20 protein-coding genes, 2 pseudogenes and 1 riboswitch are annotated in these 16518 nt (G+C 52.0%); of the genes and pseudogenes, 18 read left to right on the top strand and 4 right to left on the bottom strand.

Annotation, left to right across the window (positions count from 1 at the left end):
- Nucleotide 1 precedes the first annotated feature (1 nt).
- From VF724_RS14455 to VF724_RS14500, 10 genes are all read left to right on the top strand, one after another.
- Entirely contained in the window at nt 2-358 is a 357-nt protein-coding gene (locus VF724_RS14455) for a response regulator (protein WP_371754959.1), read from the top strand.
- Nucleotides 359-589: 231 nt separating this feature from the next.
- Complete coding sequence (locus VF724_RS14460) at nt 590-1867, top strand: protoglobin domain-containing protein (RefSeq protein ID WP_371754960.1); 1278 nt, start codon at nt 590-592, stop codon at nt 1865-1867.
- A gap of 94 nt (nt 1868-1961) precedes the next feature.
- The gene (locus tag VF724_RS14465; RefSeq protein ID WP_371754961.1) at nt 1962-2429 is read left to right on the top strand and encodes a chemotaxis protein CheX; all 468 of its coding nucleotides are present in this window, start codon (nt 1962-1964) and stop codon (nt 2427-2429) included.
- 4 nt (nt 2430-2433) lie between these two features.
- On the top strand, nt 2434-2793 hold the full coding sequence (locus VF724_RS14470; RefSeq protein WP_371754962.1) for a response regulator: 360 nt from the start codon (nt 2434-2436) through the stop codon (nt 2791-2793).
- Nucleotides 2794-2832: 39 nt separating this feature from the next.
- On the top strand, nt 2833-3162 hold the full coding sequence (locus VF724_RS14475; RefSeq protein WP_371754963.1) for a helix-turn-helix domain-containing protein: 330 nt from the start codon (nt 2833-2835) through the stop codon (nt 3160-3162).
- Entirely contained in the window at nt 3159-4130 is a 972-nt protein-coding gene (locus VF724_RS14480) for an HD-GYP domain-containing protein (RefSeq protein WP_371754964.1), read from the top strand. The genes VF724_RS14475 and VF724_RS14480 overlap by 4 nt, the downstream gene beginning before the upstream one ends.
- A 31-nt stretch (nt 4131-4161) precedes the next feature.
- Entirely contained in the window at nt 4162-5019 is an 858-nt protein-coding gene (locus tag VF724_RS14485) for a PAS domain-containing protein (protein ID WP_371754965.1), read from the top strand.
- A complete protein-coding gene (locus tag VF724_RS14490; protein WP_371754966.1) occupies nt 4995-6368 on the top strand; it encodes a putative bifunctional diguanylate cyclase/phosphodiesterase in 1374 nt (457 codons plus the stop codon). Before VF724_RS14485 ends, VF724_RS14490 begins: the two co-directional genes overlap by 25 nt.
- A 119-nt stretch (nt 6369-6487) precedes the next feature.
- Nucleotides 6488-6736, top strand: a complete 249-nt coding sequence (locus tag VF724_RS14495) for a hypothetical protein (protein WP_371754967.1) — start codon at nt 6488-6490, stop codon at nt 6734-6736.
- A 28-nt stretch (nt 6737-6764) separates the two neighbouring features.
- Nucleotides 6765-6989, top strand: a complete 225-nt coding sequence (locus tag VF724_RS14500; protein WP_371754968.1) for a hypothetical protein — start codon at nt 6765-6767, stop codon at nt 6987-6989.
- Nucleotides 6990-7314: 325 nt separating this feature from the next.
- Here VF724_RS14500 and VF724_RS14505 read toward each other — a convergent pair whose 3' ends face one another.
- From VF724_RS14505 to VF724_RS14520, 4 genes and pseudogenes are all read right to left on the bottom strand, one after another.
- On the bottom strand, nt 7315-8454 hold the full coding sequence (locus tag VF724_RS14505; RefSeq protein WP_371754969.1) for an IS91 family transposase: 1140 nt from the start codon (nt 8452-8454) through the stop codon (nt 7315-7317).
- Complete coding sequence (locus VF724_RS14510; protein ID WP_371754970.1) at nt 8447-9298, bottom strand: tyrosine-type recombinase/integrase; 852 nt, start codon at nt 9296-9298, stop codon at nt 8447-8449. Before VF724_RS14510 ends, VF724_RS14505 begins: the two co-directional genes overlap by 8 nt.
- A gap of 163 nt (nt 9299-9461) precedes the next feature.
- Nucleotides 9462-9647, bottom strand: a pseudogene (locus tag VF724_RS14515) (transposase); the annotation flags it as partial.
- Between the two features lie 41 nt (nt 9648-9688).
- A pseudogene (locus VF724_RS14520) lies at nt 9689-10066 on the bottom strand (tyrosine-type recombinase/integrase); the annotation flags it as partial.
- Between the two features lie 129 nt (nt 10067-10195).
- A riboswitch (cyclic di-GMP riboswitch) is annotated at nt 10196-10282 on the top strand.
- An 86-nt stretch (nt 10283-10368) separates the two neighbouring features.
- On the opposite strand from VF724_RS14520, the gene VF724_RS14525 reads away from it, so the two are divergent.
- From VF724_RS14525 to VF724_RS14560, 8 genes are all read left to right on the top strand, one after another.
- Nucleotides 10369-11082: a response regulator gene (locus VF724_RS14525; protein WP_371754971.1), complete on the top strand. Its 714-nt coding sequence runs from the start codon at nt 10369-10371 to the stop codon at nt 11080-11082.
- Between the two features lie 239 nt (nt 11083-11321).
- Nucleotides 11322-11456: a hypothetical protein gene (locus tag VF724_RS14530; protein ID WP_371754972.1), complete on the top strand. Its 135-nt coding sequence runs from the start codon at nt 11322-11324 to the stop codon at nt 11454-11456.
- Between the two features lie 96 nt (nt 11457-11552).
- Entirely contained in the window at nt 11553-12014 is a 462-nt protein-coding gene (locus VF724_RS14535; protein WP_371754973.1) for a hypothetical protein, read from the top strand.
- A gap of 191 nt (nt 12015-12205) precedes the next feature.
- Nucleotides 12206-12544 carry a helix-turn-helix domain-containing protein gene (locus VF724_RS14540; protein ID WP_371754974.1) on the top strand — a complete coding sequence of 113 codons (339 nt, stop codon included), beginning with the start codon at nt 12206-12208 and terminating at the stop codon, nt 12542-12544.
- A gap of 555 nt (nt 12545-13099) precedes the next feature.
- Nucleotides 13100-13288, top strand: a complete 189-nt coding sequence (locus tag VF724_RS14545) for a hypothetical protein (RefSeq protein WP_371754975.1) — start codon at nt 13100-13102, stop codon at nt 13286-13288.
- Nucleotides 13285-13752, top strand: coding sequence for a sigma-70 RNA polymerase sigma factor region 4 domain-containing protein (locus VF724_RS14550; RefSeq protein WP_371754976.1), 468 nt, complete (start codon nt 13285-13287; stop codon nt 13750-13752). The genes VF724_RS14545 and VF724_RS14550 overlap by 4 nt, the downstream gene beginning before the upstream one ends.
- Nucleotides 13752-13994, top strand: coding sequence for a hypothetical protein (locus VF724_RS14555; RefSeq protein ID WP_371754977.1), 243 nt, complete (start codon nt 13752-13754; stop codon nt 13992-13994). Before VF724_RS14550 ends, VF724_RS14555 begins: the two co-directional genes overlap by 1 nt.
- Before the next feature lie 20 nt (nt 13995-14014).
- Nucleotides 14015-16309 (top strand): type IV secretory system conjugative DNA transfer family protein, encoded by a 2295-nt coding sequence (locus VF724_RS14560; RefSeq protein WP_371754978.1) that lies wholly within the window; start codon nt 14015-14017, stop codon nt 16307-16309.
- The last annotated feature ends 209 nt before the right edge of the window (nt 16310-16518 follow it).

Raw genomic sequence — 16518 nt, forward strand, 5'->3', positions numbered from 1 at the left:
CATGAAAAAGGCGCTTGTTGTTGACGATATGATGTTCATGAGAATGACATTGAAGAACACCCTTGAAAAGAACGGGTTTATGGTGGCAGGGGAAGCGGATAACGGGATCGCCGCTGTTGAAAAGTACAAGGAATTGCAGCCGGATCTCGTTACTCTGGATATTACGATGCCGGTCATGGACGGGCTTGCGGCGTTGCGGGAAATAAAGAGGCTGAACAAGGACGCCAATATTATCATGGTTTCCGCTTTGGGACAAGAGTCCATGGTTATGGAAGCCATGCAAGAGGGGGCTAAAGGATTCATTGTCAAGCCATTTAAAGAGGATCAAATTATTCGCGCTGTCAGCAAATTTGTATAGCGGAGATGATCGCAAGATCCGGAGCGATGTCATACTCCGAAAGTTCAATCATATGGAGAAGGCGTTCCTGCTCAAGAAGAAGTTCCGCGTCTCCTTCTGCCGGAATGTCTTTTTTATAGCGATGTTTCGATCAGGATGGGCCAGGTCGGCAAGTATGCGCATAGACGGAGCAGACCAGCCTGGCCGACATTCCCGCAGGCGGCCTGCCAGGAGGAGAGGAGCGCGAATCATATGAAAATTCCCGCTTTTATGTTGTCAAAGGGGAATGAAGCAGCAGGTCAATCGGATTTATCAGACGTTTTGCAAATCGATCCGGGTTCGGAATTGGACAACCAGATCCGGATGATCGGATTGACGGCCAAGGATTTGGAGTTTGCCAAGACGCTGCAGCCGCTCGTAACGCCGCATATCCCGGAGCTTGTCGCCGAATTTTACAAGAATCTGGAGCGCGAGCCCCAATTGCTGGCCATTATCGAAAAACATAGCAGCGTAGAGCGGTTAAAGAACACGCTTGGCGCTCACATTCTGGATATGTTCGCCGGAGCGATCGACAGCGCGTACATCGAAAAAAGATACAGGATCGCGCACGTTCATGTGAAGGTCGGTTTGCCGAAAAAATGGTATATGGCTTCCTTCCAGGCCATTGTGGAGGGCCTCGCGGACATTTTCCGAAAGAAGCTGCCAAGCAAGGAGGAAACGGTCCGGGCGATCGCCATCGCAACCAAGCTTCTTAACCTGGAGCAGCAGATTGTGCTCGAAAGCTACGACGCCGACGCGATCAGGCATATATCCGAAGCCGCACGAAGTCTCGCCGCCGTTTCGGAGGAGACGAGCGCTTCCGTCGAGGAGCTTCAGGGGCAGTCGGAGAATGTCATGAAGATTGCTGTCCGCGCTTCCGGCCTGTCCCGGGAGGCCGACGATAAATCGGTCAAAGGCAAGGAGCGGCTTCAGCTTCAACAGGAAACCGTCCGGCATGCGACGGATCAGATGACCGTCATTTTGGGCGAATTAAGAGAGCTGCTGGAAATATCCAGTCGGATCGGGGAACTTGCGGACATTGTCAAGGAAATCGCCCTGCAGACGAATATTCTGGCGCTGAATGCGGCGATTGAAGCGGCGCGCGCCGGCCAATACGGAAGAGGGTTTTCCGTGGTGGCCGGGGAGGTCCGGAAGCTGGCGGAGCGGACCAAAGAGTCGGCAGCCAATGTGTCCGAGTTAATCCTCCGGACGAATCAGCAAATTCGCGTCGTTTCGTCCTCCATCGAAACCGCTGACGACCGTATCAGGAACTGCGCCCAGGGATTGTACGACGCCATGAATGATTTCGAGGAAATCGCGGCCGCCATGGTCAAGAGCAAGGATCAGAACGTTCTGATCGAGCATGAAGCGGCGGAAATAGCGAAGGTGATTGAAAATATTGCGCAAGCGTCGGATGCGGTCGCCGTTGCGGCGGAGCAACTGAGCGGAATGGTCCAAGAAATGCGGACAGGGAAGCGCTCAAGCGATTGACAGAGACCCCTTGGCAATAGGGGTGTTCGTTTAATTGAAGGATGCCGTCCAATGGCTGTAAGAAGTCGATTGATGCTCAAGGAGGAACGATTGTATGCAATCATTAAGCGTGAAGGCAGGCGAGCTATTGGAATGCGCCATGGATTCGGTCAAACAAGTCATGCCTGTTCCTGTCGCGATCGGAGCGCCAGGCGAATGCAACAAGACTCTGTTGGAATCGGGCTTGTGCGTATTGATCGGTTTTACGGGAGATCTTGCGGGACGTTTGCTGATTGACGGAGACGTCAGGACGTTCGGCAAGCTGGGAGAAACCATGTTCGGCATGACGCTTGAAGGCGAGATGCTGTTCAGCTTTGCGGGCGAAGTCGCCAATATGCTGGCCGGCGGCATGAGCGTCATAATGGCGAGCAAGGGCGGAAAGATGGATATTACCCCTCCTACCGTGATGGAAGGGGAGATGAAGCTGTTCGGCTTTCATAGAGGCGCGATCATCCCTGCAACGTTGGAGGGCGTCGGCGGCATGAATCTTGTTTTATTATTTCAGGAAGAAAAGGCGGTTTAGCAAGATGGCGAATATTCTGGTTGTGGACGATGCCGCATTTATGAGAATGACGCTGAAGGACATACTCGAGAAAGGAGGGCATAAAGTGATCGGCGAGGCCGCCAACGGCGCCGAAGCCGTCGAGCAATATCGCAAATTGTCGCCCGACCTTGTGACGATGGATATTACGATGCCGATAATGGAAGGCATCGACGCTGTCAAGCTGATCAAGCGGGAGCATCCGAACGCCATGATCATCATGTGTTCGGCGATGGGGCAGCAGGCCATGGTCGTACAAGCGATTCAGGCGGGCGCCAGGGATTTTGTCGTGAAACCGTTCCAGGCGGAAAGAGTGCTCGAATCGGTTAAGAAAGCGATGGGTTAGCGCAGCTACAGAAGAGAGCGAAGTTGGGGAAACAAGGGGATGGGGAGACCGATGCTTGTCGGGCAGATGAATGAGAAGAAGCCAGGAAATTGGAAGTTTCCCGTGATGGACGGCGCGATGAAGGATTTTTCCGAGCGTTACCGGCTCACGCAGCGCGAGTCTGAAATCTTCGCCTTGATCCTGACCGATGGTTGCACGAATCGGGAAATTGCCGAGAGATGCGCGATCGCCGAGAAAACGGTCAAAATCCACATTTCCAACATGATGAAGAAAGCGGATATCGGATCGATACGGAAGCTGTTTTCATTGTTCTTCATGACGATGAACAGCAGCCTGATCCATGCCGGGGGATTGGAGAGAGAACCATGAGATTCATATCGATATCGGAATACGATGAGCATACGATGCAACTGGCCAAGCCGGTGTACGATGCGAAACGCCGGATCCTGCTTGCGGCCGGGAGTACGATTCATCCCAAATATCGGGAGCGTCTGATCGATATCGGCATCTCGCACCTGATCGTGGAGGACGCCGTGTCCCGGGGCATTACGATGGAGGAATTGCTGGATGCGCCGACGTGGCTTGATGTCATAGACTGTCTGCAAATGGCTTATGTAGCGGCCGGGACGGACAGGATCTTCCCTGCGAAGGATTTGTTGGCCGCAGCGGGCATGCTGCTGAAAGAATCTTCGCAACGGACGGTTATCGTCGCGCTTCCTTCTTCCACGGTCGCCGCCGAGATGCAGGCTTACGCGCACAGCGTCAATGTGGCTATCATGGCTCTGCAGACCGGAAAGCGACTCGGCTACAATCAATTGCAGCTCAGAGACCTGGTCGTCGGCTGCCTGCTTCACGATATCGGGAAAGCGAAGGACAACCGGTCGGAGTCGCATCCCGAGTCGGGATTCCAGATCGTCCGGGGCATCCGGGAAATCAGCCTGCTCTCCGCGCATGTCGCGTATCAGCATCATGAAACGTTGGATGGCAACGGGCATCCCCGCCAAATGGGCGGGAAAGAAATTCATGAATACGCGCAAGTGTGCGCGGTCGCCAACAGATACGATCATTTGACAACCGATGAACGAATGCAGCCGCACGAAGCCATGGAAACGATAATGGCGCAGAGCGGTATCAAATACGCGGAGAACGTGGTTTCCGCGTTTGTGAGGTCGGTGCCCGCTTATCCGCCGGGCGCAAGGGTTCGGTTGCTTGACGGCAACGAAGCGATTGTTACCCGTATCGTCCATCATCTGCAAAGGCCCTGTATTCGCATAATGGAGACAGGCGAGGAACTGTCGTTGGCCGATCATCCGTCGATCATGATTCAATCGAAATGATTTCCTGAAATCGGGGGTGAAGGCAGACGCAATGGATCGCGATTTGGAGATTGTCAAGGCTCGGGACTTGTTGCGCGAAACAATCAGCCGTCTGGATGCGGTCTTGTGGGCAAGAGATTTTGAGACGAGACGGCTGCTGTACATGTCGGAGGGGGCCGGGAAGGTATTCGGCGTAACCCGAGAAGAGGCTGCCCGAATGAGCAGCTTTGCCCACATCGTTCACCCGGAGGATGCGGCGGCGGTGGCGGAGACAATTTATAGCGGGAATCCGGAAATGGTCGAATTCCGGATCGTTCATCCGATATCCGGCGAAATACGGTGGATTCAGACGAATATAAGACCCGAGGCCGATGAGACCGGCCGGATAAGGGTCGTTCACGGCATTTCGATCGATGTCACGAACCGCAAGCTTCCGGAAGAGTTCATGAAAGCCCAGAACGAAGTTCTGAAGCTGATAGCCCTCGGCAAGCCATTGTCTGAGGTATTGGGAAAGATCGCGGAACAAACCAACCTGAACATGCCGGGACGGGTCTGTTCCATCCTGCTTGTCGATACGGAACAGCGCATGTTCATGCAAGGGGCTTCTCCCGGCTTTCCGGATATTTATCATAAGACAATGTTGAGCAAGTCAATCGATGGGTTGAAAAGCCCCGAGGCGATGGCTGTCAAAGGGAAGAAACCGGTTGTCCTTTCCGATATCGGCGGCGAGGCGACGGACGAGATGCCGACTTTTGCCCAGGTCGCCTGCGCGTTCGGCTTGAAGTCCGCTTATGTCTGGCCTATATTTTCGGTCATCGGGATGTTGTCGCCGCTTTTGCGCTCTATTCCCAATTCGGCGGGGAACCGACAGGAAATGAAAGGGAAATGGTCGAGACCTTTACCCGCCTGACTTCGTTAGCCATTGAAAGGAAAGAAGCCGAGAGAAGAATCCGCAAGCTGGCTTATTACGATTCCTTGACCGGATTGCACAACCGGAGTTTTTTCACGGAGAAGCTTCAGCGATTGCTGAATAACAGGGATCGGACGAGAAGGGGGGCAGCGCTTCTATATATCGATCTTGACCATTTCAAGTGGGTGAACGATTCCCTCGGACACGACGCCGGGGATCAGTTGCTTATCGAAGTGGCTGACCGAATGAGGAAGTACGTTTCGGACGGAGATCTTCTCTCCCGGATCGGAGGGGACGAGTTCGCGCTTCTGCTTCCGAATCTAACGGCGGAGTCGGACGCGATGATGACAGCGGAGAATTTGATGCAGGAGATGGCGAGACCGTTCTTGCTGAGAGGCCACGAATGTCGAGTCGGTCTCAGTATCGGCGTCAGCTTGTTCCCGGAGCACGGATTAACCGCAGCCGAATTGATGAAACATGCCGACACGGCCATGTATCAAGCGAAGTCGGGAGGGAGAAACAAGGCAAACGTATATCAGCGCGCATGGAATGACGCGGTTTACGATCGATTTGTCCTGCAAACTCAATTTCATCGATCGCTGGCGGAGAACCAGTTTTTGCTTCATTATCAACCGAAAATTGAGCTGTCTGGCAGGAAAACGATCGGAGCGGAGGCGCTCATCCGTTGGAAGCACCCGGAGTTGGGAGTGGTTCCGCCGGGCGAATTCATCTCTCTTGCGGAAGAGTCCGGCTATATCGTAACTCTCGGCGAATGGGCGTTGCGGGAAGCGTGCAGACAAAATAAAGTTTGGCAAAATCACGGATTTCCCGCTTTGCGCATCGCCGTTAACGTATCGGCCCAGCAGTTTCAACAGGCCGCGTTCGTTTCCAAAGTGGAAGGAATCTTGTCGGAGACAGGACTCGCCCCCGAGTTTCTGGACATCGAAATCACTGAAAGCGCCTTGATGAATCACGAGGAACGAATCATTACGACCCTTAGGAGATTAAAAAGAATGGGCGTCTACGTGTCTGTCGATGATTTCGGAACCGGCTACTCGTCGCTGAATTACTTGAAAAGCTTTGAGGTCAGCGCGCTCAAGATCGACCAATCGTTCGTTCGCGATCTGCCGACCGACAGCAAAGACGCGTCGATCACCCGGATGATCATATCCCTGGCCCACAGCCTGGGGCTCGAAGTGATCGGCGAAGGCGTGGAAACGGAGCGCCAGCACGCTTTTCTGCTGGAAAACGGCTGCGAGTACGCCCAAGGCTATCTCTACAGCAGGCCTTTGACAGCAGCCGAAATGGAGCGGCAATTTCTCCGAGGTCCAAACAAATTGAATCGTTGAGAGGCTGTCCGCCAGCATATGGCTCCCCATTTTTATGTATGGCGCTTGAACGAAATGCTGCATAATACGATTCCGAGGCCTGCTCAATATGCAGGATGAGGCAAAAGGAGCCCGGAACGATGAGACTGATTTCGATTTCCGAATATGACATGGAAACGATGAAATTAGCCAAACCGATTTACGACGGCAAGCGCCGGATTATTCTCGAAGCAGGGAATCTCATACATACGAAATACCTTGAACATCTGAAAGATATCGGAATCTCATATGTTTTTGTTGAAGATGCGGCGTCGAAGGGCATTGCAATGGAAGAACTGCCGGATCTGCCGGTTTGGATGGAAGCGGTCGGAGTTGTAGAAGAGGCGTAAAGTTGTCGGAGCGAACGAGCCTGTTCCTGTGCGTCAAAGCGTCGGAAGATTGCTGGCCGAATCGTGGCAGCGTCCGCATCTTTTGCCCGTTCCTTTCTCTACAACAGCAAGTGAAACGAAGGAATACGCTCATGCTGTCAATGTTGCGATCATGTCGTTGCGGATAGGGAAGTATCTCGGATATACCGGGCTTCAACTTCGGGAATTGGCGATCGGTTGTATGCTTCACGATAAAGCCAGGGAAAAAGAATGAAGCGCATTCGGAGGCCGGGTTTCACTTCGGATTCGTTGCGCAGTTGCCCAGAAAAAATGGCCTTCGGAGGGAAAACCGGAGGCCATCGTCTTCGCCATGTAGTAGCAGGAAGTCTCAGGGCAATTGCGCAAATCCATGTTGAACGAAACCGCGTACGGGCTAACCTATGGGTCTTGTTATTCTCTTCCATCTCTGAAATCCTTACGGTTCTAGCCAAGGAATCCCAGAAGCGAATGGGAGAGAGCATCGAACACCCTGCTCAAGGCATACCTTCCCCCTCCCCATAACAGGCCCATTTTGCGAGACGTATTCTGTTGGTATAACATTACCCTGTACTCGGGGCGAGCGAAAGCGCACGGCACCAATAGCCCCCACAGGAGCATTTCGAAATATCTTTGCCGGTAAGCTTCATAATAAGCTCCCTTGCGGTCAGCTTCACCTTGGGCCTGATGGTTCTATGGGTGAGGCGCAGACACTTATGCAGCTTGGTTTTCCGGTTACAGTTGCTGAGGATACCGTAATATCGAATGCGCTGAAATCCGGAGGGAAGCACGTGCTGCATAAATCGGCGAATAAATTCCATGGCATCCAGCGTTAAGGGCTTGACCTTTCCCTGATCCTTGTAATCCCGGTACATGAAGGTGACGGCAGCCTCATCCATACCTTTCAATCGGTTATTGTAAATGGCGGTCTTATGGGTGTACCGGCTCAAATATTTGACGACGTGGAAGGGGCTTTTGAACGGCTTCTTGCAATAAACAACCCAGTCGAGGGTGTAGAGCGTATCAAGCAATGCCTGAAAAGACTCCTCCTCCGCAAACGACAAGGAACTGCCGACGAACTTCAATTCTTGCTTGAAGCAGGCTTGTTTCACGAGGGCAAGAAGCTTGCCGCGAAAGACTTTGGACAGAACCTTCACCGGGATAAAGAACTTTTTACGGGAACGGACAAATGTGCCGCCATCCAGCGAAAGCCCGCCGCCAGGCACAATGCAGTGGACATGGGGATGGAAGGACAAGTTTTGCCCCCACGTATGCAGAACCATCGTAACGCCAATTTGTGCTCCGAGATACTTGGGATCCAGCGCGAGCTTCACCAGCGTAGCCGATGCAGCCTTGCAAAGAATGGCGTACATCAAGGACGGATTGGCGAGAAACAACGGATTGAGCTGGTGGGGTACCGTGAAAACAGCATGAAAATAAGGAACGGGAAGCAGTTCGGCGGTCCGATCCAGGATCCACTGCTCCTTTTTCAAATTGCCGCACTTGGGACAGTTACGGTTGCGGCAGGAATTGTAGGAAACCTTTACCCCATCGCAAGAATCACAATGATCGACATGGCCGCCCAAAGCCGCTGTACGACAATGGACAATCGCTTTGGCGGCTTTGATCCCTTCAGCGTGAACCGGATGGGACTCGAGATACGATCCCGCGAAACGAGCAAACACCTGCTGCAGCTCAAGCATGATCATCACCATCCGTGTGGTGATCGAGAGGGCTTTTCAAACCGAGAACCTGGGCGTGAGTCAGATGGAGGTACAAGGAAGTCGTTTGAATGTTCGCATGACCAAGGAGTTCTTTAATTTGTAAAATGTCGGCTCCCTGGTTCAGCAAATGAGTCGCGAAGCTGTGGCGCAGGGAATGAATAGAAACCTTCTTCGAAATGCCGGAGGCCAGGAGGGATTGCTTGAACACGGACTGAATCGTCCGGGCAGCAATGGGTTTGGTAGACGGAATGCCGGGAAACAACCAGAAGGAAGGTCGATAGCTTTTCCAATAGTGGCGGAGGAGCAGCAAATTCTTCCCGGACAAAAGCGTATTGCGGTCCTTGTTTCCTTTAGACTGGCGGACAAGAATACGCATATTGGTGCTGTCGATATCGGAGATACGCAGATGAACGGCTTCATTGACGCGAAGGCCGGAAGAGTAGATCGTAGAAAGAATGGCTCTATGCTTGAGATTGGAGGTTGCTTCGAGGAGAAGATGGACTTCTTGTGGAGTTAGGATGGTGGGGAGAAACCGTTTTTTCTTCATACGGGGGACGTGAAGCATATTCCACTCCCGGCAAAGGACAGATTGGAAATAAAACTTGATCGCGCCATAAGCTGAATTCACATAGGCGGAGCTGACCTTTCGAACGGTAATGGCATGATGAAGAAAAGCCCGAACGTCCTCGTAACCGGCATCGGGAAGTGGCTTGGCACAAAAGGCTTGGAAGCGCCGAATGTGGGCGAGATAGGTTCGCTGCGTACTCTTGGCAAAACCGCGCAGCTCCATGGCCATGATCATAGACGGGATAACATTATGCATCAAACAACACACCTTTCATTTTTCTAAAAAAGATAACGGAAGGTGTGATAGAATAATAGTATGGAAATTCTGGAAGCGCTTGAGAGCTACCGCGAAGCGGTTTCGTTCAACACACTCTTCGCGTCATACCCGAATTCAGCCTGTTCTCCGCCCATATCGCCTTCATCAAGCGATGAAACGACTGCTTCATCACGAATCCGGACAAACCTATGAAGTATTGTATATATGGATTTTCGCTAATCGATTTCAATGTCTCACGATCCGTTAATTGCATTCACTCTTGGATAATGAGCGCACCGAGTCCCATGCGTAGACTAATCGTGTGCTGCCCACGGAAGTTGTCTTTGAAGGTACATTTTCGCCATCGTATGCTTGAAGGTGTGGCAGGAGCCTCGAACACCCTGCAGCGTTGCTTTTTTTACAATGGGCACGGACAATTTTTTCAAAGGCCGCTTTTCGAAAGGGCTTATTGTTTAAGGCAATCCAAACCTGATTGAAGGGTAGTGAGCCGCACTCCTGTATATACTTTAAAAGCATCTTCAAGCAAGTAACCTGAATGGGAGCGATACGCGGCGTCCGGCCCTTGCCCATGGGAATGCAAATACTTTGGATTTGAAAATCCATATCCGAGAACTTCAGACTTGTGAGCTCCATAACCCTCATCCCTGTTTTGAGTAATAACACAATTTTGAAGATGCCTTGGCAGGTGCGTATGCCGCCGTTCATGGTGTTAGCGGTCAACTTCTGATCCATCATGTAATGAATCATGCGCTGGCCCAAGTCGGTAGGGACGAGCGTTTTGAACTCCAGCTTGAAATGGTCCTTTATTATTGCCTCTATTTTGAGAAAGCTTCGATAGCATAGATTGCGACATTTTCACGATTCGAAAAACAATATATTGGAAAAAGGCAAACCTGTCGAAAGGCAGCGACGCAAAGCCACGGATCTTCTCGCCAATCAGGCGATGACCGCCGGGTTACCCAATAGCCAAGACACGGCCGTAGGGGTACGTGTCTTTTCGTTTTGCTGAACGATTTCGCAGGAGCGTCCATAGAGAGGAGAAGGAAGGTATGCTGAATGATGACGATCTTTCCATGGATTTGACAGCATTAGCAAGGAAAAGGAAGGACAGTATTAAGGTCGTTCTGGCGGATCGCGACGTTGAATGGAGAAACGCTTTCGCCTCCTTGATTCGAAAAGAAGGGGATTTGACGCTGGTAGACACAGCTTCCTCCAAAGAAGAAGCGATACGGGCAATTGAACAGATGGAAGTAGACGTTATGGTGATGGATGTAATGCTGAAGCCGCCCAATCGAGACGGACTGGACGCGGCGATTGAAATTCGCGCAAGAAAGCAGCTACCCATCATTTTCCTGACTGCCGTCGCTAATCCGGAAGTCATGATTGAGGCAATTACAGCCGGAGCAGTAAATTACATTACAAAAGTTAATAGTGCGGACGTTTTTGAAGCAATACGGGAAGCTCATCAGGATAAAGCGTCATTGCATCCCGATATAGCGGAAACCATTCGGCGAGAGCTGAGAAGATTGAAGAGGCTTGAGCTTCAGTCCATGCTGACGCCAACTGAAAAAGGAATCCTGAACTTGATCGCGCAGGGTTACCCGCAACCGGCGATGACGCGACTGCTTGGGATAACGCCGAATATGATGAAAACCCATACCCGGCACATCGCCAGAAAGTTCGGCACGCGGACGAGCCGCGAAGCTGCCGAAGTAGCCAAACGTAGAGGCTTGTTCGCCATTAATGACGGGAGGGAGCATTAATACATCGGGAAGTAGATTTAATCAAGCTTCAGGCGACAGTGCTGCAACATAAACCACGTCATTTCGACGTATTTTGCATCAGGAGGTGAGAAAAAGATCACCCTGCCAAATAGCATGCAAAATAGGTACAATTATGGATACAACAGGATATGGGCAGGGAAAATGACTTGGCTTATAAGGAGGTGGAGCGGGACAAAAGAACGGCAACATCAACGATATTTGCAGGAGCTTGACGGAATATGTCAAAATGCCTGGCGGGACAAGCTCAAGCTGTCGAAAGCATGGCGCTTTTTTCTCATTTGCAGATGCGACTGTCCCCCATATTATTGGATGGAAGGGTGATCGGTTATGTGTCGCAAGGAAACGGAGCGTGATTCCTATTCAATTGTTTTTGCGGTTGAGTCGAACCTGATTCACCCGCATTATATGAAACAAACGGCAGCAGGATGCGAACATAGGGGGATAGGCTTATGATGCAGACGGCGTGCAACATCCCCTATGAAAAAGCGGAAGTCTGGTTATGGTCCTACACCGAGTGGAAGGCGCAGCTCGAATATGCCCAAGCGGAGCTTGCTCATATTCCGGGACTGACGAAAGCATTGCATGTGGTTGCGATCCATGGCTCCGGTTCTAAAAATGAAGCGTTGCTTCGTACCGTGATTCATCGCTTGGAAATTACGGAACACGAAATACCGCTGCTTTTATCCAGGATCGGTTTGATCGACTTCGCTTTCTCGGCTCTCACCCCGGAGGAAAGAAAATTCGTTCATTTGCGATATATGGATAAACTGGCGCTTTCAGCAGCCATGGAACGCTTGGGATTATCCCGTCGAGCTTTCTTTTATCATCGGAAACGGATCCTTCTCAAGATGTACGGCAAAATAAGAAGCCGGGAGGCATTGCTTGATTACGATCCGTTTGAGGAAAACTGAATCGCTGCTTTACCAGAAGATGCCGGCGCGCATCTTCTTTTCTTATGAGCCTCAATGGCAGTCCTCTTATATTCGAGCGCGGCCTTAGTTTGATTATATCAGACACGATAAGCTCTATAAATAGAAAACTCATCGTGTGTTCAATTGCGGCAGGTCACCTTTTAAGCTGAAAGGATAAGGTGGTGGTCGCGTTGCTATCGATTCGGGAAGCATCTGGTCAACGAATTCGCGCATTACGGGAAAAACAAGGGTGGACGCAAGAGCAGCTTGCGGAACGGGCTGAGCTTCACCCCAACTATATCGGACAAATCGAACGAGGATTAAAGAATGTATCCTTGGAGAATATTCAAAAAATAGCAGCAGGCTTAAGGATTGAATTGTCGGATTTGTTCGACTTCGAGTATCCGGATCCGCTGCGTCAGCTTCAGCAATTAACTCAATTGTTGAAGGATTGTCCGGAGGAGGAACTAGCTTTTATACTAAAGCATATCGAGCATTTGCTTCAGTGGAGAAAACATACTGATACATAGCTACAACTGAGCCGGTTTGAAGAGAAAATAAACCGGACTTTCTTTTGCACCGAACATGCACCGAACGTGCACAGGATCTGCACTGCGTTTGCACATGGTTTGCGCCCCGAATGCACTGTTTTCATGCTACGATGATATCGTTGGCGAGGATAAGGACAGGCCGGTTCCGGTATCTGTTCTTTTTTTATTTCTGGGGAAAAGGAGGAGATCATTTAACCGACATTTACTGACACCTGGATTATTTCCGGATAGAAGCTTATCGACTTGCACTGTTTTGTCATGTTTGCGTCAAAATTTGGCGCAATGGGTTCAGCAACAGGGAGACGACAATGTCACGACTTGCATGATATATTGCTACTGTGGATATAAGCGGACAGACAATTCGATGTTGGAGTTACCTGTCTTTTTTGCTTTTTCGATTATTTGCTGCAAGAGTTGCCTTGAACCAGAGCGCAGCTTTCTCTTTTCGGTCATCATCCAGAAAAGAGGAAGGCAGGCGCTCTTTTTTTAACCTCAATTGAGGAAATCAAAATGAACATGAAGGGAGCGCAAGTCATGAGCGAATCGTCGAATTTATCGCAAGCAGGCAAGCATGCCGAATTAACCGCAGGCGTCCCCTTGTCCGGCGGAAAAAGAGGCAGCAAGAAGAAGCGGCACTCGCATTCCTTTTACCGGCAATTGATGTGTCAAGATTGGTACACGCGTGTCAAAGGAAGAATTCGTCAAAAGGGGTGGCGCTGGTGAACGAACGGATCCCTTACGATCAGGTGGAAGGCTGGCTGACGGACTTGCCGGAGTGGAAATCGCGGCTGGAGACGCTGCAGGCGCAAATGGATCACATTCCTGGCTTGACGCAGCAAATCGAGCTGGTGAACATTCATGGAAAAGGCCAAAAAAATGAAGCGATTTTGAATGAAGTCATCCGGCGGATGCAGGTGAATGAAATCGAAATCCCGCTTTTGCAAGCGAAGATTCAGGTGCTGGAGACGGCAATTCGGGGGCTGCGCAAGGATGAGCTGGAGCTAGTGGAATTGAAATACCGGATGAATCTGCCGGCTTTGGCGGTTGCGGAAAAGCTGAACATCACGCTCCGAAGCTTTTACCGGTTGCGCCGCCGGACGTTGGAGCACTTGTATCGAATTGCGGGCGGCAAAAATTCCATACTTGGGCTTAAGGATGAGATCCACGGGACGGAGGCGACCAGCTAATGAACGATGCTGTCACTTTGCTGTCGCAATTTCGTCGTCGTCCGGCACAGCAAAGTCAGCATTTGGGGGAGGATGATGTCGTAAAAAAATGGTATGCTCGTATTGTGAAAGAATGTAGACAGGCCATCCGCTTGCTCCGGGAACGCCTGTCTTTTTTATTTCTGATGGGTTCGAGGAATACAAGCTTCCCGGAACCTTTTCGAAGGGGGAATGTACTTTACGGACAACAAACAACCGAGTAGCAAGGAAGGGGGGAGCGGCGATGCTCTCTTTTTTGTTTCCGAAATGGTGTGAGCCGGGGAGCGGCAAGCATAAGGAAACGCTCTGGTTCGAAGCGACGCCCTCCCTTGACGCAACGCAGATGGACTTCGCCAAGGCAGCGCGTTTTGCCCGGCATATCAGCCAGCTCGGCCATTCCCGATTCCAGCGTCTTCGATTCGGACAGTTATACTTTCGTTTCCTGATCCAGTGTGCAGGACCTGCTGGTCGCGTACGATTGTACTTCTCTGTCCCCGACATTCGCTGGTTGGGGTTTCGCACGGGCTTTCATACCCAGGTGTCCGGGATCTATTTGCTCCCGGTCGAAGCGCCTGTGTTTGCGGCTGGTTCTGGTAAAAACGCGATCGTTGCCGAGGGACGTCCCGCATACAAGGGAGCGCTGTCCGTCGCCGCGTTTCATCCGGCGGGCAAAGACCCGATCAACGAGATGATCGCGGCGATGGGCGCGGGTGAGTTGAAAGCGGGCGAGGAGGTATGGCTGGAGCTGTCGTTTGCGCCGGCGGGGAAACGAATTCTGGAGCGCCGCGTCCGCAAAGCGGAAAACTGGCTGCGTTCCCCAGCTAATGAATCGGTGTCGCTGCGGGGCATTTGGCGAGAGATGAACACGAACCAGAAGGAAAAGCCCCGGCCTCGGGAGTTGACCGCCTACCAGCAAAACGTCATGCGATCGCTTCAAACCAAGAAGGACGAAGACGAAATCGGGCTGTGGACGGGCTTTCGCGTACTCATCCGTTCACATGCGGCCAAAGCGAGGCTGCAGACCATGAACGACATGCTGCAAACGATGAAGAGCGGCAACGGCATTGTGCTGCGCCCCGTTCGGGGAAAGCGGGCCGTTTTTGCTCCGGGCATGCCGTCGAAGAAGCTGCTGTTTACATCGGAGGAGCTCGGTTACTGGCTGCGCATTCCCGCCTTTGGCGATCCGGCATCCGCGCATATGGAGAAGATGCATGCAAAGATTGTGCCTGCTCCGGTGGGATTGACAGTAGGGCTGTACATCGGCAAAAGCAATGTGCCGGGCACGGACCAGGAGATCCGTATGCCGGTGAATCAGATGCTCAAGCATGCCTTTCTCGCCGGAACGACCGGCTCGGGGAAAACGTCGACGCTGCTCTCCGTCATGACGAATATGGTGGACGATTTGGAGCGTGAACCCGACATAGCGCCGGGCTTTACGTTTCTCGATCCACACGGCGGGGCGATTGAAACGTTGCTCAGCTACATCCCGAAAAGCTTATATCCGAAGCTGCACATCATTCCGCTCGGGCACACCGACCGGCCGCGCGGCTTCAATTTGTTTCAGGCTGCGCATGCCGATGTGCGGGAAAGTCTGACGGGGGAATTTGTCACGACGCTGCAGCAATTGTTTCCCGGTTCACGGCCAAGAGCAGAACACTATTTGCGCAACGCTGTGCTTAGCTTGCTCTCCGTGCCGCCCCAAACGGTGCTCGGCATCGTCGACATCTTTTTTAACGCGCCGTTCCGCAAAAAAATCCAGCCGGATCTCGATCTTCACTTGCGTCACTTCTGGACGGACGAGTTTGCGGAAATCAAAAACGTGGGCGAGCATCTCGGGCCGATCCTGAACAAGCTTGGCGCGCTGACCACATACCCGACGTCCAGGCGCATGCTCGGACAACTGAAGAGCAGCATCGATACGCGACAGGTAATGGACGAAGGCCGGATCGTGCTGATTGACGGCTCCGGCTGCGTACCGGATTTGCTGAAGATATTGGCCAGCTTGTTTTTCATTGACTACCATTTCACCTGCCGCAAGCGGCCGCAGCACAAGTCCAGGGCGCACTTCTTTTTTGCCGACGAGTGCCATCTGTTTGCGACGGACATTTTGACGAAAATACTGGCCGAAGACCGCAAGTTTGGTTTATCGCTGTTTTTGGCCACGCAGTATTTGTCGCAATTGTCCGACCGTATTCTGGAGGCGATACTCGGCAACGTCGGCACGCTGATGCTCTTGCAGCTTGGCGGACCGGATGCGGACAAGCTTTCGCGCTGGCTCAAACCGCTAGTGACGAATACCGATCTGATGAATCTGGCTGAGCTGCACGCCATCGTGCGCACGAAAGGCCATGAAGGGCGGCTGGAGATGTTCACGGTCAAAAACGACGTCGTCCCGATTCGGCATGAAGCCTGGATTGAAGAGGCATGGGCGTACTCGGACGCCAGCGACGGCCGGCCGGCGGATGAGGTTGACCGGGAGATCAATAGGACTGCAAGCGCAAGCAAAAACAAGGCGTCGGAACTGCCGTTTTTCCAATGACAGACGGGAGTAAAACAGAGAGCGGTTCTGAGAGCAAATCGGAGAGCCGTTTCAAGAGCAATTCCGAGAGCAAATCAAATTGCGGCGTGGGGCGGGATAGCCGCATAGCCGCGCGGTAAGCGGGGACTGGCCGAAGCCAGACTAATCACACGCACACCGCCCCAAGACGACCAAGAAAGGAGCGAGCGCATCTGTACCACGCAGCCAAA

Source organism: Ferviditalea candida, assembly GCF_035282765.1.
GTDB classification, from domain to species: Bacteria; Bacillota; Bacilli; order Paenibacillales; family KCTC-25726; genus Ferviditalea; species Ferviditalea candida.

Bases quoted from the DNA above. Each gene is read 5' to 3' on its own strand.
- VF724_RS14470 (WP_371754962.1), top strand. From the start codon at position 2,434: ATGGCGAATATTCTGGTTGTGGACGATGCCGCATTTATGAGAATGACG.
- VF724_RS14505 (WP_371754969.1), bottom strand. From the start codon at position 8,454: ATGCTTGAGCTGCAGCAGGTGTTTGCTCGTTTCGCGGGATCGTATCTC.
- VF724_RS14460 (WP_371754960.1), top strand. From the start codon at position 590: ATGAAAATTCCCGCTTTTATGTTGTCAAAGGGGAATGAAGCAGCAGGT.
- VF724_RS14455 (WP_371754959.1), top strand. From the start codon at position 2: ATGAAAAAGGCGCTTGTTGTTGACGATATGATGTTCATGAGAATGACA.
- VF724_RS14525 (WP_371754971.1), top strand. From the start codon at position 10,369: ATGCTGAATGATGACGATCTTTCCATGGATTTGACAGCATTAGCAAGG.
- VF724_RS14545 (WP_371754975.1), top strand. From the start codon at position 13,100: ATGAGCGAATCGTCGAATTTATCGCAAGCAGGCAAGCATGCCGAATTA.
- VF724_RS14535 (WP_371754973.1), top strand. From the start codon at position 11,553: ATGATGCAGACGGCGTGCAACATCCCCTATGAAAAAGCGGAAGTCTGG.
- VF724_RS14530 (WP_371754972.1), top strand. From the start codon at position 11,322: ATGTCAAAATGCCTGGCGGGACAAGCTCAAGCTGTCGAAAGCATGGCG.
- VF724_RS14555 (WP_371754977.1), top strand. From the start codon at position 13,752: ATGAACGATGCTGTCACTTTGCTGTCGCAATTTCGTCGTCGTCCGGCA.
- VF724_RS14475 (WP_371754963.1), top strand. From the start codon at position 2,833: ATGGGGAGACCGATGCTTGTCGGGCAGATGAATGAGAAGAAGCCAGGA.
- VF724_RS14560 (WP_371754978.1), top strand. From the start codon at position 14,015: ATGCTCTCTTTTTTGTTTCCGAAATGGTGTGAGCCGGGGAGCGGCAAG.
- VF724_RS14485 (WP_371754965.1), top strand. From the start codon at position 4,162: ATGGATCGCGATTTGGAGATTGTCAAGGCTCGGGACTTGTTGCGCGAA.
- VF724_RS14480 (WP_371754964.1), top strand. From the start codon at position 3,159: ATGAGATTCATATCGATATCGGAATACGATGAGCATACGATGCAACTG.
- VF724_RS14495 (WP_371754967.1), top strand. From the start codon at position 6,488: ATGAGACTGATTTCGATTTCCGAATATGACATGGAAACGATGAAATTA.
- VF724_RS14465 (WP_371754961.1), top strand. From the start codon at position 1,962: ATGCAATCATTAAGCGTGAAGGCAGGCGAGCTATTGGAATGCGCCATG.
- VF724_RS14510 (WP_371754970.1), bottom strand. From the start codon at position 9,298: ATGCATAATGTTATCCCGTCTATGATCATGGCCATGGAGCTGCGCGGT.
- VF724_RS14490 (WP_371754966.1), top strand. From the start codon at position 4,995: ATGGTCGAGACCTTTACCCGCCTGACTTCGTTAGCCATTGAAAGGAAA.